At 61.5% G+C, this 18,608-nt stretch carries 23 protein-coding genes; 8 read left to right on the forward strand and 15 right to left on the reverse strand.

Annotated elements, in window-relative coordinates; translation table 11 throughout:
• The first annotated feature begins 28 nt into the window (after positions 1-28).
• The 5 genes from QYM46_RS13785 (at position 29) to QYM46_RS13805 (ending at position 3,098) form a co-directional block, all read left to right on the forward strand.
• A complete protein-coding gene (locus tag QYM46_RS13785) occupies positions 29-451 on the forward strand; it encodes a MerR family transcriptional regulator (protein ID WP_432789385.1) in 423 nt (140 codons plus the stop codon).
• 47 nt (positions 452-498) lie between these two features.
• On the forward strand, positions 499-858 hold the full coding sequence (cmtR, locus tag QYM46_RS13790) for a Cd(II)/Pb(II)-sensing metalloregulatory transcriptional regulator CmtR (RefSeq protein WP_432789386.1): 360 nt from the start codon (positions 499-501) through the stop codon (positions 856-858).
• Positions 855-1,556 (forward strand): cation transporter, encoded by a 702-nt coding sequence (locus tag QYM46_RS13795; protein WP_432789387.1) that lies wholly within the window; start codon positions 855-857, stop codon positions 1,554-1,556. Before cmtR ends, QYM46_RS13795 begins: the two co-directional genes overlap by 4 nt.
• Positions 1,553-1,861, forward strand: coding sequence for a hypothetical protein (locus tag QYM46_RS13800; RefSeq protein WP_432789388.1), 309 nt, complete (start codon positions 1,553-1,555; stop codon positions 1,859-1,861). The genes QYM46_RS13795 and QYM46_RS13800 overlap by 4 nt, the downstream gene beginning before the upstream one ends.
• A gap of 256 nt (positions 1,862-2,117) precedes the next feature.
• Complete coding sequence (locus QYM46_RS13805) at positions 2,118-3,098, forward strand: DUF2188 domain-containing protein (RefSeq protein ID WP_432789389.1); 981 nt, start codon at positions 2,118-2,120, stop codon at positions 3,096-3,098.
• A gap of 658 nt (positions 3,099-3,756) precedes the next feature.
• Here QYM46_RS13805 and QYM46_RS13810 read toward each other — a convergent pair.
• The 5 genes from QYM46_RS13810 to QYM46_RS13830 form a co-directional block, all read right to left on the reverse strand.
• Positions 3,757-4,548, reverse strand: a complete 792-nt coding sequence (locus QYM46_RS13810) for a metallophosphoesterase (RefSeq protein WP_432789390.1) — start codon at positions 4,546-4,548, stop codon at positions 3,757-3,759.
• Positions 4,545-4,838 carry a hypothetical protein gene (locus QYM46_RS13815; RefSeq protein ID WP_432789391.1) on the reverse strand — a complete coding sequence of 98 codons (294 nt, stop codon included), beginning with the start codon at positions 4,836-4,838 and terminating at the stop codon, positions 4,545-4,547. Before QYM46_RS13815 ends, QYM46_RS13810 begins: the two co-directional genes overlap by 4 nt.
• 159 nt (positions 4,839-4,997) lie before the next feature.
• Complete coding sequence (locus QYM46_RS13820; protein ID WP_432789392.1) at positions 4,998-5,513, reverse strand: hypothetical protein; 516 nt, start codon at positions 5,511-5,513, stop codon at positions 4,998-5,000.
• A gap of 63 nt (positions 5,514-5,576) precedes the next feature.
• The gene (locus QYM46_RS13825; protein ID WP_432789393.1) at positions 5,577-6,494 is read right to left on the reverse strand and encodes a hypothetical protein; all 918 of its coding nucleotides are present in this window, start codon (positions 6,492-6,494) and stop codon (positions 5,577-5,579) included.
• 188 nt (positions 6,495-6,682) lie between these two features.
• Positions 6,683-7,075, reverse strand: coding sequence for a hypothetical protein (locus QYM46_RS13830; RefSeq protein ID WP_432789394.1), 393 nt, complete (start codon positions 7,073-7,075; stop codon positions 6,683-6,685).
• A 390-nt stretch (positions 7,076-7,465) separates the two neighbouring features.
• On the opposite strand from QYM46_RS13830, the gene QYM46_RS13835 reads away from it, so the two are divergent.
• The gene (locus QYM46_RS13835) at positions 7,466-7,993 is read left to right on the forward strand and encodes a helix-turn-helix domain-containing protein (RefSeq protein WP_432789395.1); all 528 of its coding nucleotides are present in this window, start codon (positions 7,466-7,468) and stop codon (positions 7,991-7,993) included.
• A gap of 429 nt (positions 7,994-8,422) precedes the next feature.
• On the opposite strand, the gene QYM46_RS13840 is transcribed toward QYM46_RS13835, so the two are convergent.
• From QYM46_RS13840 to QYM46_RS13850, 3 genes are all read right to left on the reverse strand, one after another.
• Positions 8,423-9,319, reverse strand: coding sequence for a hypothetical protein (locus QYM46_RS13840; RefSeq protein WP_432789396.1), 897 nt, complete (start codon positions 9,317-9,319; stop codon positions 8,423-8,425).
• Positions 9,320-9,392: 73 nt separating this feature from the next.
• Positions 9,393-9,851 carry a hypothetical protein gene (locus QYM46_RS13845; RefSeq protein WP_432789397.1) on the reverse strand — a complete coding sequence of 153 codons (459 nt, stop codon included), beginning with the start codon at positions 9,849-9,851 and terminating at the stop codon, positions 9,393-9,395.
• Complete coding sequence (locus QYM46_RS13850; protein WP_432789398.1) at positions 9,848-10,162, reverse strand: histone-like nucleoid-structuring protein Lsr2; 315 nt, start codon at positions 10,160-10,162, stop codon at positions 9,848-9,850. Before QYM46_RS13850 ends, QYM46_RS13845 begins: the two co-directional genes overlap by 4 nt.
• 147 nt (positions 10,163-10,309) lie before the next feature.
• Here QYM46_RS13850 and QYM46_RS13855 point away from each other — a divergent pair, with 147 nt between their 5' ends.
• Positions 10,310-10,552, forward strand: a complete 243-nt coding sequence (locus tag QYM46_RS13855; protein WP_432789399.1) for a helix-turn-helix domain-containing protein — start codon at positions 10,310-10,312, stop codon at positions 10,550-10,552.
• 265 nt (positions 10,553-10,817) lie between these two features.
• Here QYM46_RS13855 and QYM46_RS13860 read toward each other — a convergent pair whose 3' ends face one another.
• Genes QYM46_RS13860 through QYM46_RS13890 form a run of 7 tightly spaced genes read right to left on the reverse strand, consistent with a single transcriptional unit; the run spans position 10,818 to position 16,907 of the window.
• Positions 10,818-11,072: a transposase gene (locus QYM46_RS13860; protein ID WP_432789400.1), complete on the reverse strand. Its 255-nt coding sequence runs from the start codon at positions 11,070-11,072 to the stop codon at positions 10,818-10,820.
• 36 nt (positions 11,073-11,108) lie between these two features.
• A complete protein-coding gene (locus tag QYM46_RS13865; protein WP_432789401.1) occupies positions 11,109-12,638 on the reverse strand; it encodes a class I adenylate-forming enzyme family protein in 1,530 nt (509 codons plus the stop codon).
• Positions 12,635-13,396, reverse strand: a complete 762-nt coding sequence (locus tag QYM46_RS13870) for a CoA-transferase subunit beta (RefSeq protein WP_432789402.1) — start codon at positions 13,394-13,396, stop codon at positions 12,635-12,637. The genes QYM46_RS13865 and QYM46_RS13870 overlap by 4 nt, the downstream gene beginning before the upstream one ends.
• Complete coding sequence (locus tag QYM46_RS13875) at positions 13,389-14,225, reverse strand: CoA transferase subunit A (RefSeq protein WP_432789403.1); 837 nt, start codon at positions 14,223-14,225, stop codon at positions 13,389-13,391. The genes QYM46_RS13870 and QYM46_RS13875 overlap by 8 nt, the downstream gene beginning before the upstream one ends.
• Positions 14,222-14,962: an enoyl-CoA hydratase/isomerase family protein gene (locus QYM46_RS13880; RefSeq protein ID WP_432789404.1), complete on the reverse strand. Its 741-nt coding sequence runs from the start codon at positions 14,960-14,962 to the stop codon at positions 14,222-14,224. The genes QYM46_RS13875 and QYM46_RS13880 overlap by 4 nt, the downstream gene beginning before the upstream one ends.
• Positions 14,959-16,134 carry a CaiB/BaiF CoA transferase family protein gene (locus QYM46_RS13885; protein WP_432789405.1) on the reverse strand — a complete coding sequence of 392 codons (1,176 nt, stop codon included), beginning with the start codon at positions 16,132-16,134 and terminating at the stop codon, positions 14,959-14,961. Before QYM46_RS13885 ends, QYM46_RS13880 begins: the two co-directional genes overlap by 4 nt.
• Positions 16,131-16,907, reverse strand: a complete 777-nt coding sequence (locus tag QYM46_RS13890; RefSeq protein ID WP_432789406.1) for an IclR family transcriptional regulator — start codon at positions 16,905-16,907, stop codon at positions 16,131-16,133. Before QYM46_RS13890 ends, QYM46_RS13885 begins: the two co-directional genes overlap by 4 nt.
• A 190-nt stretch (positions 16,908-17,097) precedes the next feature.
• On the opposite strand from QYM46_RS13890, the gene QYM46_RS13895 reads away from it, so the two are divergent.
• Positions 17,098-18,435, forward strand: a complete 1,338-nt coding sequence (locus QYM46_RS13895) for an MFS transporter (RefSeq protein ID WP_432789407.1) — start codon at positions 17,098-17,100, stop codon at positions 18,433-18,435.
• Positions 18,436-18,608: the final 173 nt, after the last annotated feature.

The raw sequence follows: 18,608 nt of genomic DNA on the forward strand, positions 1-18,608 counted from the left end.
TCAAGACGGCGAGCCGTAGGGTCGGAGCATGAAGATCTCCGAGGTCTCCGAGCGCACCGGGGTGCCGGCGAGCACGCTGCGCTACTACGAGCGCCTCGGCATCCTCCAGGCGGGTCGGAGCCCCAACGGGTACCGGGACTTCGACGATAGCCACCTCGAGCGTCTGGACTTCATCGCGGCGGCCAAGCGGCTTGGCCTCGAGCTGCCCGAGATCCGCCGGCTCCTCGAGCTCGCCGATGACGGGACCTGCACGGGGGTGAAGGCCGCCCTGCAGCCTCTGCTGGCCGAGCAGATCGCCGCCGTCGAGCGCCAGCTGCGAGTTCTCGCCCAGTTGCAGGAACAGCTCCGCGAGGCGCGGGACCACGTCGACGGCTGCCCGGACAGCGACGAGCCCTGCCGGTCGGAGTGCGCGTTCAGGGCCTTCGCCGGCTCGGCCGTTCCTGAGGACTGATCGCACGGTCCTGGTCAATAGGTCAGCAACTGCTGTATGGTCAGTGCATGCTGACTATTGCTTCGCGCGTCGACGTCATGAACCGCCTGGGTCGCGCCATGGCCGACCCGACCCGCTCGCGGATCCTGCTGTCGCTGATCGAGCGGCCGGGCTACCCGGCGAGGCTGGCCCGTGACCTCGAGCTGACGCGCACGAACGTGTCGAACCACCTGTCCTGCCTGCGGGGCTGCGGGATCGTCGTCGCCGAGCCGGAGGGCCGGCAGACGCGCTACGAGATCGCCGACCCGCACATCGCGGCGGCGCTCACGGCGCTGGTGGACGTCACGCTGGCTGTCGACGAGAGCGCGCCGTGCCTGGACCCGGAGTGCTCCGTCCCCGGCTGCTGCGACGACGGGAGCCGGCAGTGACGGCCGTCCTGGGCGCATCCGACCGCGCGGCGGTCCTGCGGCGTCGGATCCGGGTCGTCGTCGCGATCACGATCGGCTGGAACGTCGTCGAGGCGGTCGTCGCGCTGCTGGCCGGCCGCGCGGCGTCCTCGGCTGCGCTGATCGGCTTCGGCCTCGACTCCGTCGTCGAGGTCCTCTCCGCCGCGGCGATCGCCTGGCAGTTCGCCGCCCCCGACCCCGAGAAGCGCGAGAAGGTCGCCCTGCGGGTCATCGCGGTGTCGTTCTTCGGCCTGGCCGTCTACGTCTCGGTCGACGCTGTGCTCTCCCTGCTCGGCGTCCGCGAGGTCGAGCATTCCCCCGTCGGTATCGCGATCGCCGCGCTGAGCCTGGTCGTCATGCCATTCCTGTCCTGGTTCGAGCGCCGCACCGGCCGCGAGCTCGGCTCCGCGTCGGCTGTCGCCGACTCCAAGCAGACCCTGATCTGTACATACCTGTCCGCGGCGCTGCTGGTCGGGCTGCTGCTCAACGCTCTGCTCGGCTGGGCATGGGCCGACTCCGTCGCGGCACTGGTGATCGCGGTGCTCGCCGGCCGAGAGGGCGTCGAGGCGTGGAGGGGCGACGCCTGCTGCGCCGCGCCGGTGAGCGCGCTGACCGGGGTGCGCGAGGCCGAGGGCTGCCGGGACGACTGCTGCGCCCCGGCGCGGAGGACGGAGTCGTGAACAGGACCGGACCGCTGGGCGGCCTCCCGATCGCCTGCGCGCTCGCGCCCGGCGCGGGCAGGGAGCAGATCGAGCGCTGGCGCGCCTTCGACGACGAGCACTGCCTCGGCGTCGAGCGCACCGAGACCCGGTTGATCGTGCGCTACGCGCGGACCGAGGACTCGGTCCGGCGGCTGCGCGAACTCGTCGCGGTCGAGAGCTCCTGCTGCTCCTTCGTCGACTGGAGGGCCGAGGACGACCGTGAGCAGCTGCTCCTGGTCGTCACCGGCAGCGCCGAGCAGCTCGCCGCGCTCGACGTCGGATAGTCGCTGGGCCTGATCCAGCGCCGGCTCCGCGCATCGCCCAGTCGATCTCGCGTTCAGGCCTCCGGGACACGTCCCAGGACTGAACTCCGCCCGACGCGGTGGCAAAAGAGAACAGGCCCGCGTCTCATCTAGAGAAGCCGACCTGTCGTGTTGGTAGAAGTATACGGGGTCCCCGGGCTATACGAACCCTGGCATCCACGTCTTCCGCGAGTTGATCAGAGCACCAGGCTCGAACGCTCAGACGGAAGGCAGGAACGTGCCTGACTACGACGTGCAGTACAACAAGGACACCGGCGACTGGAGCGCTAAGCGCGCTGGAGCGTCGAAGGCGGCCGGCCGCTACGACTCCCAGGCAGATGCCCATGACGCCGCCCGAGGGTTCGCCGAGAGAAGCGGGGGCGAAATGCGCGACCACCGCAAGGACAACAACCAGATCCGGAACACCGACACGATCGGCAAGAAGGACCCCACCCGCCCAAGGGATGAGCGTTCCGCTGTGAACGACGCCGGAAGAACTGGCTCCGCGTGGGCTGCGCCTGCGGCCCTCGCCGACCGGCTGTCCGAGCCGGGCCCGACGCAGCGGGCGTTCGAGTGGAATCGGTCCAAGTGGCTACCCGTGGTCCACGATGCTCCGGATGCTACCGAGGCTTTAGAAGCGCTACCCGACCGTCTCGACCGCGCCATCGTCCGCGACGTCGTCCAGGCCAACCTCACGATCGACCGCGTTCTAGCCGCATTCATTCCCGTGCTGATCTGGGGCGGGCCAGGCGGGTACGGCCCATTCCGCGCCAGGTCAATCCTCACAGGCATCCGGAGACGGGCGAACATGACCGCACCCCTGGACGAGTCGATCAGGCAGCATTTGCTTGCCGGAGCCAACGCAGTTCGGCACTCTGGTGCCCGGGAGTCGTTTCGGCTCATGAACAACGAAGGCAAGGTCAAGTACCTCGGCGGAGCCTTCTTCACGAAGTGGATCGCCTTCTCGTCGATGGTCGACTCCATCGACGGCCCCGACGTGGCTCCGATCCTGGACAAGCGCGTGAGCGACTGGATCGCTGCCGGCACTGCTGGTGAGGGAAGCATCCGCCTGTCCCCACGGTCCACTCGGGACTACCGCCGCTATCGCGGCCTGCTCGACTCTTGGGGTACCCCTTACGGTCGGAGTCGGGCTCAGGTCGAACTGGCGATCTTCGAACTAACGCGAGATCGGCCTGAAGCGGCTCCTCGGGCCGTGTGACGAGTCGCAGATCGATAGCCTCGAACCACTCCCCCAATCCAACAACGACGGCTCATATGGACAGGCAGCTGGGAAACCGTCGGTCTTCGGCCGCGCCCAACGGGCGATGTCTACGATGCATATGCCCGGACGCCACGTACCAACAACCTAGAGCGACTGCCGGGCAGGGTGCTCCTCGGCCAGCTCGCCGGAGCCCGATAGGATTGACCCACAACGACCGGTTCCGCCTGCGTCGGCAGGCCCAGGGCCGGTCCTCATTCCCCGAGCTGACTCGTCGAGGTAGTGGTCCTCAAGGTGACCGCCTCTTCCCACCCGGTTCGTCGTCGCGGCTCCTCACTCCGGCCCGCTCCATACTGGACCGGCAGTGTTGGCCTGAGACCACTGCATCCTCCACGCCTGTCGACGAAGCGCGCTTGGGGGATTTTCTCTGCCGCGAACTGAGTGGGCTCCGATGCCCTGGTCGCGCTGGAACTTCCCTCGAGAAGACTGTCGCCCCGGGAGTCCGAACCGTAAGGTCCAAATAGTCACCGGGGCGTTACATTCGACAGTATACCGCATGAAGCCCTAAAGTCGCACGCGTGCGGACCAGCGTGATGGTGCCAGCCATAGGTGCGCTCCTCAGCGTCCAACCAGTGCTCGGAGCGCAGAATTCCAGGCATCAGCCTGTCTCCGCAGCCGGTCCAGCGACGAAGGACTCGTACGTCCCATCAGCGACCGAGTATCGCAGGACGTTCAAGCGACCGGTCACTTCGACTGACCCGTCGATGTAGTAATGGCTATCGCCATCGTGGAATATGCCATGGGATCCGTCTTCGTGCATCTCTGATGTGCGGACATGGCCGGCGATCACTGTCTTGACGAACGGGCCGAACGTCGGAGGGAACTTCTCAGTGTACACGTAGTCGGGCGTCGCCGCTCGCCACAGCTCCTCCGCTTCCTCGTCGACGCCGGCGTGCACGAAGATGTGGTCGCCTGTCTCGTGGACGCGCGGCAGCCTGCGCAGCCAACCGACGAGCTCCGAGTGCTTCGCCAGAATTGCGTTCTTGATGTTGTGGTTCATCGTCGGTCCGTCGAGCGTGGATGCATCGCTGCTGGGATCGTCGTGCCCGAGCGCATGAGCGAGCTCGAGAGGGTCGAGGAACGACTTCACAGTGCCGAGGTCAGCATCGCCCATCAGCCAGGAGAAGTCCTCGTCGTCGCCGTCGAGCCAGTCGAGGAACCAGTCGTCGTGATTTCCCAGGAGAGCCGTCACTCGGTCCGGGAACCGCAAGCACAGCTTCCGGACCGTGATGAGGACATCGGCGCTTGCAGGACCGCGATCGACGTAGTCTCCGAGCAGGACCAGCTCAGCAACGGGGTCACGGTCCAGGCCGACGAGCTCGAGCACCGCACGGACCGACTCGATGTGGCCGTGGATGTCGGACACGGCGTAGGTGCGTTCGATGGTCATTCTCCCTCGGTGATAAGCTGCTCGGCCGCTGCTCGCACCCTCGTCGCCAGAGAGCACGGGCCGTCGTCCTCGTGGATCTCGACCCTCCGACGGCCGCCCTCGGAGGACTCGACGACGATCGAGACTACAGGGTTCCAGTAGTCGGCGTCCTGGACGATGGTGACGCGGCACCGAGGCTCGTCAGGGAGGGCAAGACTCTCCAGTGCGAGGATCGCGAGATTCTTGGGATGGCGCTGCCCCTCGGTCAGCGAGTCCCATTGCCGCATCGTCTCGGACGCTTCGTCATCCATGCTCGTGATCCCCTCCTGCACAAATTATCCACCTTGGCGGACGACGGCACCAAGCGGCTCAGCTGCCCCAACCGTCGCTCAACGGGGCCGTCCGAGATGGGCCGACGAGACCCGATGGACGGGCCTCGTCGGTCCTGCGCGCCGCTCTGCGGAAGCTACTCAGCCTCGGACTTTGTTCAGCCCGAGCACCTGGGTGATGATGTCCGTCGCCAGCGAGTTGGCGCTGGTGCGCACGGCCGCGCTCTGCCCCTTGATCCCGGGCCACGAATCGACGGCTTCCTGGCCCCATGAGGCGGGATCGACCATCACGTGCGTGTCACCGGCCATCTGCGCCGCCTTCTTGTGCTTCTCGATTGTCGCGACCGCACGTTGATAGATCGCATCGTGGATCACGTCATTCTTCTCGCTGCTACTGAGCGAATCCCATTCCACGATCGTGGATCCTTCGAGCGCGAGATCGTTGGCCTGAGCCTCCATGACGTCCTCGGCGGTCTGACAGCGCGGGCAGATCAGACCGGTCACGTAACCCGACGCGAAATCGATGTTCCACTGGCCGGAGTCGTGCGCTTTCTCCTGATATGTGCGACCGCAACGCTTGCAGTGCGTCGGCATCGGCTGATTCGTGAATGCGTTTCCCATTGGCTTTCTCCTGTACGTGTACTTGTTGGTGTTCATTACGGGCTTTCACCGCAGAGTGCCGCGGCCTAGGCGGAATCCCCCGCCTGCTGATGTGACCTGTCACCGCCGGAGCAGGTGTGGCGGAGTCCCCGTGTGAAAGAGCTGCCCGCCGCTCATGACGTAGTTCGACTCGCGGCGCTGGGCGACCGCGTCGGCAAGCTGGGGAAAGGTGGATTCGATCACTTCGAGAGTCCGCGCCCGGATCGCGGCGTGGGCGCTGTTCTTGAGCTCGTCGAAGAAGGGCTCGATCGGATTCTCGCCCTCGTCGTCCGTCACTTCCGCTTCCAGTTCCCACAGGCCGTGCTGGATCTCTCCGAGCTGGTGGTCGTAGGCGGTGCGCTTGTGCCGCAGGAAGTCGACCGCGAGCCTGCCGTCAGACGGCCGAGTCCACAACGCGCGGCCGCGGGCCTCGCGCCAATCCTCATCGGCGTCCCAGTCCACCCGGGCAAGTGCGACGACCTCCGCGAGCGTCTCGTCGCCGGCCACCGAGTACTCGAATCCGGCGAGGAGCTGCGCGACGACCTGCTCGGCCTCCAGCTTGACTCCGTTCTGCCGGCGCATGCGCTCGATTGAACGCGCAGCCTTCCGCGACATCTCTGCCGCGATGGCAGCGCGCTCCTTGAATCGATCGGTCGCTTCGATCGCCTCGACACGCCTCGCGGCGAACGAGTGCCGCCGCCTATGCGGCCCGAGCGATTCCACGACGTCGGGCTCTGGGAGGAACTCGGCGACCATGGTCACGCTCCAGCGGCGGTCGGCGAGCAGCTCCTGGCGGCGGTAGAGCAGCGGCAGGCCGGCATCCGCGCGCGCTCGGTCGTCCTGCCAATCGGGCGTTCCTTCGATGGCCTGCGCTCTGGCCAGGGACCATCCCTGAGCAGTGCCGTCGAGGCGGTGGATCTTGAGCATCTGCGGCGTCCATCCGCGCTCCTCGAGCACGGAGTATGGCACGAACTCGTTGGTATTTTTGTCGATGGCCATGAGAAGTGATCCTCTCGTCGTGGGTGCCTGTCACCCACCCGCCCGGGGCCGGCTCCGCCGACCCGAATGACCACAGAGCGCGACCGCGCCGGAGGCGGAGGTCGCCATTCAGCCGCATGGACTGACCAAGCGTCCCGAAGGGGTCATGCTGTGGCCGGCAGAGCCGGCCCGGGTAGAGGGCGAGAAGATCACCGCGGCAAGCGGTGGACGTCATCGATGTACTGCCGGATCGCCGTCCGCGCCTTCGCTTCGTCCGCCGGCGCGCCGAGAGTCCTCTCGAACGTCGCCATGGACACCCCGATGACGGTCTCGATGAGGACATCGGCGTCGAACTCATCTCGCCCACCTCCCAGGATGAGCCGTTCTCCGACCTCGAGGAACGTGCCGCTGATCGTCTCGGCCATGTAGTCCTCCTGGCTCATCGTGAACGGCTTCGTCAACTCTGCGTAGCGCGCCTGAACTCGTTGCGTCAGATCGTCACCGCTGACACTCGCGTCGCCGACCTCCTCGACGGCCTCCAGGATCGCGCGCACCACCAGCGTCCCGATGAGGTCTGCGTCATCGACTCGATTTGGAAACACGTGATACCCTCTTTCTCAGATATTCGTATTACTTGCAACACTCCTCCCGGGACGGGCTCCGCCCGTCCCTTTCCACACTCGAGGTCGACGACTTTCTTCACTCACTTATCGACTTCTCATTCAAATGCGTTGCCGTCACACGCCTATGGCCCGGCGACAGCAGATCCCACATACGCGCGGCCACCAATTCCCTGCAGGCCAGGGCCGCGGCGCTAATCTGACATCACTTGGATCCCCCCACGCCTCTCGGAGATGCGCACCTGGGGGATTTTCTCCGCCAATCTCCGGAAAAGCGGGAGATGCCATTGCTCGTAATGCATGCGGCATCCGCGCTAGACTATTCGAAGCAATCGCAAGCACATTGCGCCTACTGTACCTAGGGAGTCAGCCATGTCCGCGAACGAGACCCTCGCCCCGTCGACCCATTCCGCCGGCGACGAGCAGCAGCTCGGCCGCGTCTACGACATGCTCACCGCCGAGAAGGCGCTGAGCGCGCGGCCCCGGCACTACCTGGTCGGCGGTGGCGATCACGACTCCGTCGAGCTCCCGCAGGAGGTCTACGAGGTACTGCTGCGAGTCGTGGACGCGATGCGCAAGGGCCTGTCCGTGACGGTCTCGCCGACCTCGCATGTGCTAACCACTCAGCAGGCCGCCGATCTCCTGAGCATCAGTCGGCCCACGCTCATAAAGGCCCTCGACGAGGGGCAGCTTCCCTACACACGCTCGGGCACGCACCGCCGAATCGCCCTAACCGACGTGCTCGACTACCGCGAGCGGCGGCGACGGGCGCAGTACGCGGCCATCGACGCGCTCTCGGTCGACGTCGACGAGACCAGCGACATCGACCAGGCTCTGGCCGACCTGCGCCGAGCCCGCAAGGCCGTGGCCGCGAAGCGCAGGGAGGCAGGAGTGGAGTGAGCCCAGATCGCTGGCTCTTCGCGATCAGCATCGTCGACCATCTCACCGATGAGTCTCTGGATCTTGACGGCGACCTCCGCGACGGTCTCGTACTCGAGCACCTCGACTGAGAAGCTGCGACCAATCTGGGCAGTGATCTCGGCGCAAACCTCTGGTCCCCAGGCCTGCGGCCGGAGCGCATTGACCTCGTAGTCACGATCCTCCGGCAGGTCGAGGATGCGAACGGCATCACAAACGAGACCTCGACCTGACATCTGAGGCTCCCTGCCCATGGGCCCTAATGCCCTCCTTCGACGCAGTACAGAACGACCAAAGACGGCACTCACGGACCTCCGCCCCCAGGCGAGCGATCATCCCTCCGTCCGGTACCGCCAAACCTTCTCGGAGCATCGCCGGTTGTCCCGGAACGAGCACACTCCCCTACCGCGACTATGAGCCTGCTTCGCGACCGAGCTTCTCGCGCAGCGACCGCGTTTCGGCCTCGATCTTCGCCAGGCGAGCCTCTGCCTTCTTCCGCTGCTCCTCGTCAAGCTTCATGCCTGTCTTCTTCTGGTTCGCCCGCGGCACCAGCCAGCCGATTCGCTGGTACCCGGTGATCCGCTGGGCGAAGCGACAGATGTGGCAGTCCTGCTCCGGCTCCGGCCTCGGCCAGCGTTGATCGATCATGCGCCTCTCATGGTCGCGTTCAGCCTCCGACGGTGGCCACTCGGCGGCACTGGACCAGTAGGATTCGAAGTCACGCCGCATTTGCGCGGCGCGTTCTTCGCTGACGAGCTTCGGACCGTCCTCCGGCTTCCATCCGACTTCGGTGACCACGTGCTCGAAGACGTGACCGCAGGAGAGCCGAACGCGCCAGAAGGTAGATGAGTGGCGTTCAGGCCGCCGGACCTTGGCCCAGAAATCGAGGTCCATGTCCTCCGACGGAGGCTCTTCGGGATCCGGCGGGAATTCCTTGATCTCGGAATCGAGCCATTCGACGATGTCTCGATAGTTCTCGTCTCCCTGGCCGTGATTGTTCGTGCACCAGAACTCTCCTTTAGGGAGCTTGCGGTTGGGCCGCGGAGCATTCCAGTTCTGATCGTCCGGAAAGTCGTCCTTCCCGTGGGTGAAGAGCTCGTAGACGCACCCGCACTCCAACTGCACCCGCCAGCGGTACACGTTCACGGCCTTCGGCACGAAGAGATCTCGGAACTCTGGCTTGTAGCGTCGGCGCAGCAGCTCGGCGCACTCGTCGAAGTCTTCCTGCGCCTTGGCACGTGATCGCGCACGGCCCGGCACTCGCGTCAGCAAGGACCCCGGCTCGGGTGGCTTGCTTTCCTCGCTCATAGAATCGCTCTCCTTAACTGCCCGTTCTGGTCACGTCTCCGTCGACGCCTCGAGAACCGAGTTCGGCCGTCGCCTACTTCTGATCGAACATGCGGCGGATCTCGTTCACTTCCTCTCCACTGAAGATGTCTCCGCATCCGTCGGTCGGCACCTGTGGAACTTCCGACTTCAGCGTGAGCTTCACGTACCCCTTCGTCGGCTGTGACTCGACGACGTAGACGATCTCGTGGGTGATCGTCACTTCGCCTCGGTGCGAGTCGCTGCTCTTCTCGTGCGAGAGCACGCGGAAGCCGTACTTGTAGCCCATGTAGTCGAAGAACTTCTGCTGGGCCTGCTCGTCGATCCGCCGGATCTGCGACGAGGGCCCGCGCGCGATGATCCGCTGCGCGTGCGTGCAGTCGCGGTCCTCGGTGGGCCGACCGCCGTCGTCGTGCTCGATGAAGTCGAACTGCGCCCGCGCCTGCCGCATCTGCTCCTGGCTGGGATAGGCGACGCGGCCCTGGTAGTACTTGATCGGCGCGATTCGGGTCATGCATGCGCCTTCTGGAAGGCACGGTAGATCTTCTTCGGGATCATGCCATAGTCGGCCAGTTCGTAACCGTTCGACTTCGCCCAAGCACGGATCTCCTCGCGCTCCTCGACAGTCGTGTCGGGCACGAACCTCCTCGATGGCTTCGTCGCCGCTTTCCGGGCGGCAGTGAGGTAAGGTGCGAGCATCTCGTCGAGCTCGGCGCACTCGGTCGCAGTCAGCTCGGTCTCGTACCAGGTGGACCGCCATCCGATCCTCACCGTCTCCGCCGCGGGCTCGCCGCTCAGGTCGGAGACCAGAATCGTCCTCGTCACCATGATCTTCCTCCGTTTCATCTCTTTGTGAGCCGGCGACCAGGTAGCGCATTGCTCGGCTCTCGTTGCCTATCGATCGGTCATTATGCCTTCAATGATACTTATAAGTACGTGGATCTATAAGTACCACCGAGCGAATCTGTTTGAGTGCAGAAAAGAGGTCCACTCAACCAACGACTTGGGACGAATCTCCGTGCCATTCGTCTAGAACGCGGCTTCACCCAGGAAGCATGGGCTGAACACCTCGGATACGACCGGACCTACGTCGCTTCATTGGAACGCGGCGAAAGAAACATGTCACTGGACTCGCTCACGGCCTTGGCAAAAAAGCTCGGGATCGAGCCTTTGTCTTTGCTGGCGGATCCTGTTGCACCTCAATCGAGTAACTGACTGCATCGCCTGAGCAAGTGCAAAGAACTTGTCGAGCATCGTAATGGTGGTGTCTATGAGACGCCTTACTCGGTCCCCAGCGGCCCGCGGTCGACGGAGAACCGACCTTCCTTATGAGTACTTAGCGGTGTGCGTAGCATCAATGCCCCTGCACAGGATAGAATTGACTCATCACGACCGGTTCCGCCTACTTCGGTAGGTCCAGGGCCGGTCCTCATTTTTCACAGGCGGTGTTCTTGGACAACGGGGTCAAGGAGTACAAGTCCTACGACGAGCAGGTCCCGTTCTCTTTCTCGAGGTCCTTGATCCGCTGGGCATCCGCGGTGGTGGTGCCGGGCCGGTCGCCGGCATCGACCTGGTCCTGGTTGACCCAGGACCGCAGTGTTTCGGGGTTGACACCGAGTTGGTCGCCGATACGGCGGAAGATGCCGCGGCGGGCACCCGGATCGGCTTCGAGAGCGTCGAGGACCATGCGGACTGCTCGTTCACGAAGCTCGAGCGGGTATTTCTTTTGGGGCATGACAGGGAAGTCCTTTCCGTGGCTTCTCTGTCTCCATTATTCCCGGGGCGAATCACACGTCGCGCGACGGTGAGCATCCGCCCCACGTCTGTCGAGCTCAGCCAAGGACTTCCGATCGATCTTGCCCACTGGAGTGACAGGCAGCTGATCGAGAATCTGGATTTGTTCAGGGACGAACGGACGGCTCAAAGAGCGCTTCACCCAAGCTTCCAACTCTGAAGTCGAGGTCCCATCCGTGGTATCTGTAACGCTTACGTACGCCACTGGCACCTCACCAAGATCGTGATGCTCACGTCCAACCACGCACACATCGTTAACACTGGGATGCTTAATAAGCACTTGCTCGATCGTCGCTGGAGAAATGTTCTCGCCTCCACGCACAATTGTGTCTTTTAGACGGCCAGAGATTGTTAAGTATCCGTCAGAATCGACGTGTCCGAGATCGCCGGTGTGAAGCCAGCCGTCTTCCACCGGGTTGGTACCTTCCGCACCCAGGTATCCCTTCATCAGAGTTTCTCCTCCGATGAGGATTTCCCCGTCTTCGTTCCCAGGCACAGGATCTGTGCTTCCCGGCTTGGCAATCCTCACGGACTGTCCTGCAAGCGCAGTGCCGACCGAGCCCACTTTTCGGCGATCTGGCGGGTTCATTGTGGAAGTACAAGTTGCTTCGGACATGCCGTACGAAAGCACGACCGGTACACCAAACGCGGCCTCGATCTCTTCGACCTGTTCAGGTTTAATGGGAGCTGACCCACATCGGATCATACGAAGGCTTGGATACGAGGCGTCCGACGCAATGTGCGGAAGCATTCGAAGCAGCATCGTGGGCACACCGGTGACGATCGTAGGACCAGCCGACGCTAGAGATTCAAGAGCGGTCTTCGGTTGGAATCTCTCTTCAAGGATCACCTTTGCACCAGCGAGCAGTGGCGCGATGATCTGATTGTTGACCCCGTTGGTATGAAAGATCGGCATTAAGTGGAGCAGCACGTCATCCGACGACAGTTCAGTACGTTCGATGACTCCTGCCGCGTGCGCCACCACAGCACGGTGACTGAGAACGACGCCCTTCGGGCGGCCAGTGCTGCCGGAGGTGAACAGCAGCAATGCTTCGTCTTCGAGTTCAATGTCCCTCATGAGCAGGTCGCAACTTGGTGCGCTGGTAAGATCGCTCGTCGACGCCACGTTGTCTGAAATCTCTAAGAGCTCTTCATATCGAGCTGCCTCGCAGACGAACGCTGACAACTCTGTGACTTCACGTTGTTCTCTGAGCAGGCTCACGGGAGTGCGCGGATCGATAACAGCTGGGCATGCACCCATAAGTATCAACCCGACGAAGGCGGCCAGTGATTCAACGGTCTTGTCGACGACCAGTCCGACCCGAGTCCCGCGCGTCACTTCGAGATCCAACAGATTACTTTGTGCTCTCGCGACCTGGTCCCTGAATTGAGCGTAGGTTACGATACCGGACTTCGTAACATAGGCTGTTCTATCGTTGCTCGCATGAAGGTCAAGGCTGCTACTGATCCACTGAGATAAAGTGATGTCTTCTGCCGCTGATGTCATTGCACACTCACTTCGTTGTCTGCTGCAATCGCTCCTTCTGGATCGAGTGAACGCAGTGCTTCGAGTTCTCGAGATGTTGGCGGAGGGGTCGGCTCTACCCCACTAGTTGAGATAGTGAATCCAGTTCGTTTGCGAATCGCATCGAGAGACGATTCAGGATTGAACGACTTGAGCGTCAGTGCCCCGTCGATGAGCTCGAACACGGCAAGCGGTGTCACGAGACCATGCATGCCGCCGTCAGCCGTGACGAAGTCCAAATCGTCGACGAGAGTACGTTTGCTGTGCTCGGTCCGCCATGTGACGCAGCGTTGTGCGGTCGGCAGCATCACTGCGGCTCCGCCGCCGCCTGGAAGTCGCACCTTTGGGTGCGTCCAGGGACCAATTGCTGAGTTGTTGGTCCTTCCTCTCCCATCGATCTGAGCCGCTCCGAGGAAACTCAGGTCCATTCCGCCCCGACAGCTCAGATCATAGAAGTCCTCGTTGTCGAAAATTGATGCGGTGCGGGTGGTCAGGATGGGGTCAGAACTCGAGATGGGAACGCTCGCGGGTTCTGGGTCAACACCTCCGGCGACGTTGATGTAGGTGAAGGGAAAGTCGTAGGCACGTTTAGCGAGCAAACACGCCAGCATAGGAAAGGTCGAGTTCACGCCGCTGAATGTGATTTCGTTGGGTCGGATAAACCGCGCCAAGTTGATGACCATGTATTCAAAGGCGGATGCCTCGTGGCTTATTTCCTCGGTCCGTGATGTCTCAAGCATGCTCTGCCTCCAACAGCTCCGGAGCAGCGCTAAGGTGCGCGCCGAAAGCGTCGTCGCCCGGCTCCAAATATCGTTCTACCGCTGAATAGTCGACCTCATAATCTGGCCAGCAGGACCCCGGCCATGCAGTGCCCGGAGCCACAGAGTACGCGTCGACGAGGAAATGAGGGACCAAGGTGAGGTTGGGCTCCTTTCGGAACTCGGCTGCATCGACCTTGTGCTCGGCGACGATCAACACCTTCTTCGCCGCCCTGCTCATCACCCGGTCCCAATGAGATGTGCCGAATACTCGAGCATCACCTTCGTCCGTGACTTCATTGACATGAAGAATGGCAAAATCCGGCCGGATAGCCGGAATCGCCCATCCGTGACGACCGGAGCCGTAGGGGTCATCGATCTTCACCCAGCGGTTGAGTTCAGCTAGGTCGGAGCCATCTATCCCAGCACACAGTTGAAAAGGGATTCCGAAAACCGATGCCCGGAGCCCTGCCGTGAGTGTCGCGCACGAGTGCTCTTCGAGCTTGAGTGCGCACGATTCCACTGCCTTGCGATAGTGCGGAGCGAGACCAAAGTTGCCCTCGATCGCAACGATCCCAGTCCGCGCCCGGTCGACTACGCCAGCTCTGCATAACAGATCGATGTCGTAGCCCGGCGACTGCTTGATGATTTCTATGTTTCGCTTATCTTGTCGCACGAGTTCTCGCGCAACGCCGTTGGGAGAACGATGGAGAAAGCTTCCACCAAACGCGATAGTCGATCCATCCGGGATGAGCCCCACCAGGCTCGACAACGAGACTTCCTTGCCACGTTGTTGTATTTGTTCCGTCATTTGCGGCTACCTTCCACATATTCGACAATCCGGGATTGCAACCCAGGTACAGTCACACTGCGAGCCAGTTCGGCAAAATCTAAGTCAGGTTCTCCGACCTCCAGAGCGGCATTCAGCGACGCAGTCCCCTCATGAGACAGCAGTCGAGCTCGTTCGACCGCCGCATCGATAACAGACGACCATTCGTTCCGGTCAGAGATGCCGGTGGCCAGGCCTGCGCCGTGCGCTTCTTGAGCGGAGAGCGTTCGACCTTCAGCAAGTACCGACCGAGCGGTTTCGAGACCGGCGCGGTCCCTGAGTCGTCGCGTTCCGAGAACCACGTCAAACTTCAATCCAGGAAATCGGAATGTTGTATCAGGGTCGACGATGCGTTCGTCGCAGGCTGTGAACAGATCAGCTCCCGCGCCGAAAGTTGGTCCGTGAGCCAGCGCAAGTGTCGAGACCGGGGACGAAGCAACCAGTTGCAGGAGGGTCTCGACTCGGAGAAATCGAAATGCAAGGGAAGCGTCCGTTTGGTTCGATAGGTCAGTGAAGTCGAAACCGGCGCTGAAGCTCTTGCCTTCACCTTCGAAGACAATGAGTTGCATGCTTTCACGATGAGCCTTCTCAACGGCGTCGATCAACGCTTCGACAATGTCGGAGTTGAAACTGTTGCGCTTCTCCGGACGGTTGAGTCGAATTCGAGACACGACTCCGTCGTTATCGATTCTCACTGGTAACGAGGTCTGCTTGATCATGTGATGGGCTCCTTTGCCTCTTCGAGACCAGCGAGTTCGGCGATGATCTCGTCACGGTGCTCGTCGAGCAGCGGCGGCTGTTTGATTACATTGCTCGGCCGTCCATTGACGTGGACGGGAGACCCGAACGTTTGGGTCTCGGTGCCGTTGGGGAGTGTCAGATTCTGCACCCATCCCATAGCGTGGACCTGTGGGTCAGCAATCGCCTCCGAGTAGCGGTTGATCGGGGCACAGGGCACTCCTGCTTCGTTCAAGGCAGCCAACACCTCAGCAGCGCGCCGTTCCGCTATAAGCTCGTTCTCGACAATTGATTTGAGGACAGTCTGGTGAGTTGCGCGTTTTCCTGTGCTTGAGAATCGTGGGTCTTCCAGCAGGTCCGGGCGGTCGAAAGCGATGCAGAACGCCTTGAACAGGGAATTGTTGCCGGCAGCGATCGCCACATTTCCATCGGCGCAACGAAATATCTCGTAGGGGGCATTCCGCGGGTGCGCTCCGCCGAGCGCGACTGGATCATCTCCGCTGCCAAACAGCTGGCTGGTCTGCAGAGCAGAGATTCCGAGACTTGATCCCAGCATGGAAATGTCCAAGTGCGAGCCAACCCCGCTGGACTGCACACGCAGGAGTGCTGAGGATATCGAGTACGCGGCATAGAGCCCTGTTGCGAAGTCCGCGACGGGTACCCCGCATTTGACCGGCTGACCGTCCGGTTCTCCGGTCACACTCATGATCCCGCTCATGGCCTGAATGGTGAGGTCGAACCCTGCTTCACGGCTTCGCGGTCCTCGTTGCCCGTACGCGGAGATCGAGCAGTACACAATTTGAGGGTTGGACATGCTCACGGAGTCGTATCCAAAGCCCAGCCGATCCATTACACCTGGACGGTTGTTCTCTACGACCACGTCGGCAGAGGCCATCAGCTCATCCGCAACGCGTCGATCTTCGTCGTCTTTCAGATCGAGAGCAATCGAGCGCTTGTTCCTGTTGAGAGAGGCAAAGTTCTCACTGTAGCCGTCACTGATTGGCGGCCAGCCCCTCATCGTGTCTCCAGTTCCTGGCCGTTCTATCTTGATGACGTCAGCGCCCATATCTGCCAGCAACATCCCGCAGTAAGGTCCGGACGCTACCGTGCATACTTCAACCACCCGGACTCCGTTGAGAAGCTGATCACTCATTCTCGTCCTTCCCAGCGAGCGATAGTCCGCTCATAGTCTTGACAACCTAGTGCTCGAGAAATGTCACGAGCAGCAATAAGGACCTTCTCCCGGTTGGAATCGAGATTGGCCCGGATCCGCTCGATCGGCCCGGACACTCCGACCGCGGCGGCCGGTCGCCCATCATGGTCAAAAACGACTGCCCCGACTCCCCCAACCTCTTCTCGCCATTCGCCCCCGTTGACAGCAATCCGATCCCGGCGAACCTCCGACAACTCCCGGCTCAGGTCGGACTTGGCAGTCAGGGTCTTCGGCGTGTATGCCGTCAGCTCGTCGGGAAAGTCAGCCAGGTAGTCGCCGCTTTGGTAAGCCAGAAGGGCTTTTCCGGAAGCAACGCAATAGGCAGGCGCTCGTCCGCCGACTCGCGAATACGCCCTGATCGGTTCCGAACTTTCGATCTTATGCAGGTACACGACGTCGGCACCGTCGATCACCGCAAGATGAACGGCCTCTCGCGTAACCCCTGCCAAACGTTCCATGGCTGCTTCCGATTTGGAACGGACGTCAATCCGGCTGGTGATCAGACTCCCGAGCTCAAATAGCTTCAACGTGCACTCATACCTGCCGGCCGCGTCCTGCTGAACGAAACCCGCCTCGACGAGGGCACCAAGAGTGCGATGAACGTTGCTCTTAGGCAGTTCGAACTCACCAACAAGTTCGCTTATCGATCGGCTCTTCTCACTTCGAGCGAGCACTTCGAGCATTTTCAGTCCTTTGAGCAGTGTCGTATTCATGCGTTCCATTATATAGGACGGCGTTCTGTTTTCTAGTCTACACATCCAGAACTATCTGACAACCATCGATCCAGACACCCCCCCCATCGGTCCATCTCGCGGCAACTCTTGACATTTCCGGCTACCCGATACAACGATAGTTACACCATTTGAAACTGAGTTCTATATATCAGAACGGAATGAGACAAAGATGTCGCAACCGACTCAACGCAAAAGACTGGCCGGAGACGTCTTCCGGGCCACCGGCGGAAACTTTCTCGAGATGTATGACTTCATGGTTTACGGCTTCTATGCCGGAGCCATCGCGGCGACAATGTTCCCGTCAGGCAATGAGTATCTTTCGCTGATGTTGTCATTCGTCACCTTCGGCGTCGGCTTCATCATGAGGCCGCTCGGAGCAATCGTGCTCGGCTCGTACATTGATCACAAGGGACGCAGAAAGGGCCTCATACTGAGTCTCTCGATCATGGCGGCGGGCGTCCTCCTCATCGCGTTCACACCGACATATGGCGCGATCGGAGTGACTGCTCCGATCCTCATTCTCATCGGCCGGCTATTACAAGGCTTTTCGGCCGGTGCCGAGTCAGGAGGTGTGTCTACCTATCTTTCTGAGATCGCGCCGAAGGGGCGTCGCGGCTTCTTCGTGTCCTGGCAGTCTGCCAGCCAGCAAGTGTCCGTAATGGTTGCCGCAATCATCGGGGTTTCCCTCTATTTGAGTCTTTCCGCCGAGCAAGTCCAATCATGGGGTTGGCGAATCCCGTTCATCTTCGGATCATTGTTGGTGCCGTTCCTCTTCTATATCCGTCGCACATTGCAAGAGACCGAGGAATTCGCCAGCCGAGAGAAGAAGAAACAGACGCCCGGTGTCAAGACAATTCTCGTCACCCTAGGACAGAACTGGAAGATCATCGGCATTGCGATCCTCCTCGTCGTGCTGACCAGCTCCATGTTCTATCTGATCACCACCTACACTCCGACATTCGGGGAACGAGAGCTGCATCTGGCCGCAATTGATAGCTACATCGTGTCCTTCGCCGTCGGCCTCTCGAATCTTATTTGGATACCCGCCATGGGAGCACTCTCAGACAAGATCGGACGGGGCAAATTGCTACTTGCATCGTCGACAATTATCGGCATCACTGCGTATCCGGTGATGATGTGGCTTGTGGCCGCACCGTCTTTTGGTCGCCTGCTTACTGCGTTGCTGTGGTTTTCGTTCCTCTACGGCAGCTACCAAGGAGTCATGGTCGTGACGCTTACCGAGATGATGCCGGCCAACGTTCGAGCGACCGGGTTTTCAGTCGCCTACAGTCTCGCGCAGGCAATCATCGGCGGCTTCACTCCTGCGATTGCAACCGGCATGATCCACCAATTCGACAATACCGCCGCTCCCGGGATTTGGCTTGCGATGACCGCTGTTGTCAGTCTTATCGGCGCGATTATTGCAATTCGCAGCGGCGTAGTCTCTTTAGGTCCGCGCAGGGAACCGTCGACAGAACCAGTCGAACATCAGCCAAGCAACACCTGAGTTGAATATTCCACGAAGTCAAGGTGGGTGGCCGAGCGATTTCGCTTGGCCACCCTCTGCGGTGCAATCAAAGTGGACCGACCCGAGAATGGTTTTACCAGTCCTTCAGGTTTCACGCTGCTACCAACTGATAAGCGACTGAGCCACGTGTCGATCCTGTTGAGGCTATCACC

This window comes from Brevibacterium sp. K11IcPPYGO002 (assembly GCF_050920635.1).
In the GTDB taxonomy this organism is placed as follows: domain Bacteria; phylum Actinomycetota; class Actinomycetes; order Actinomycetales; family Brevibacteriaceae; genus Brevibacterium.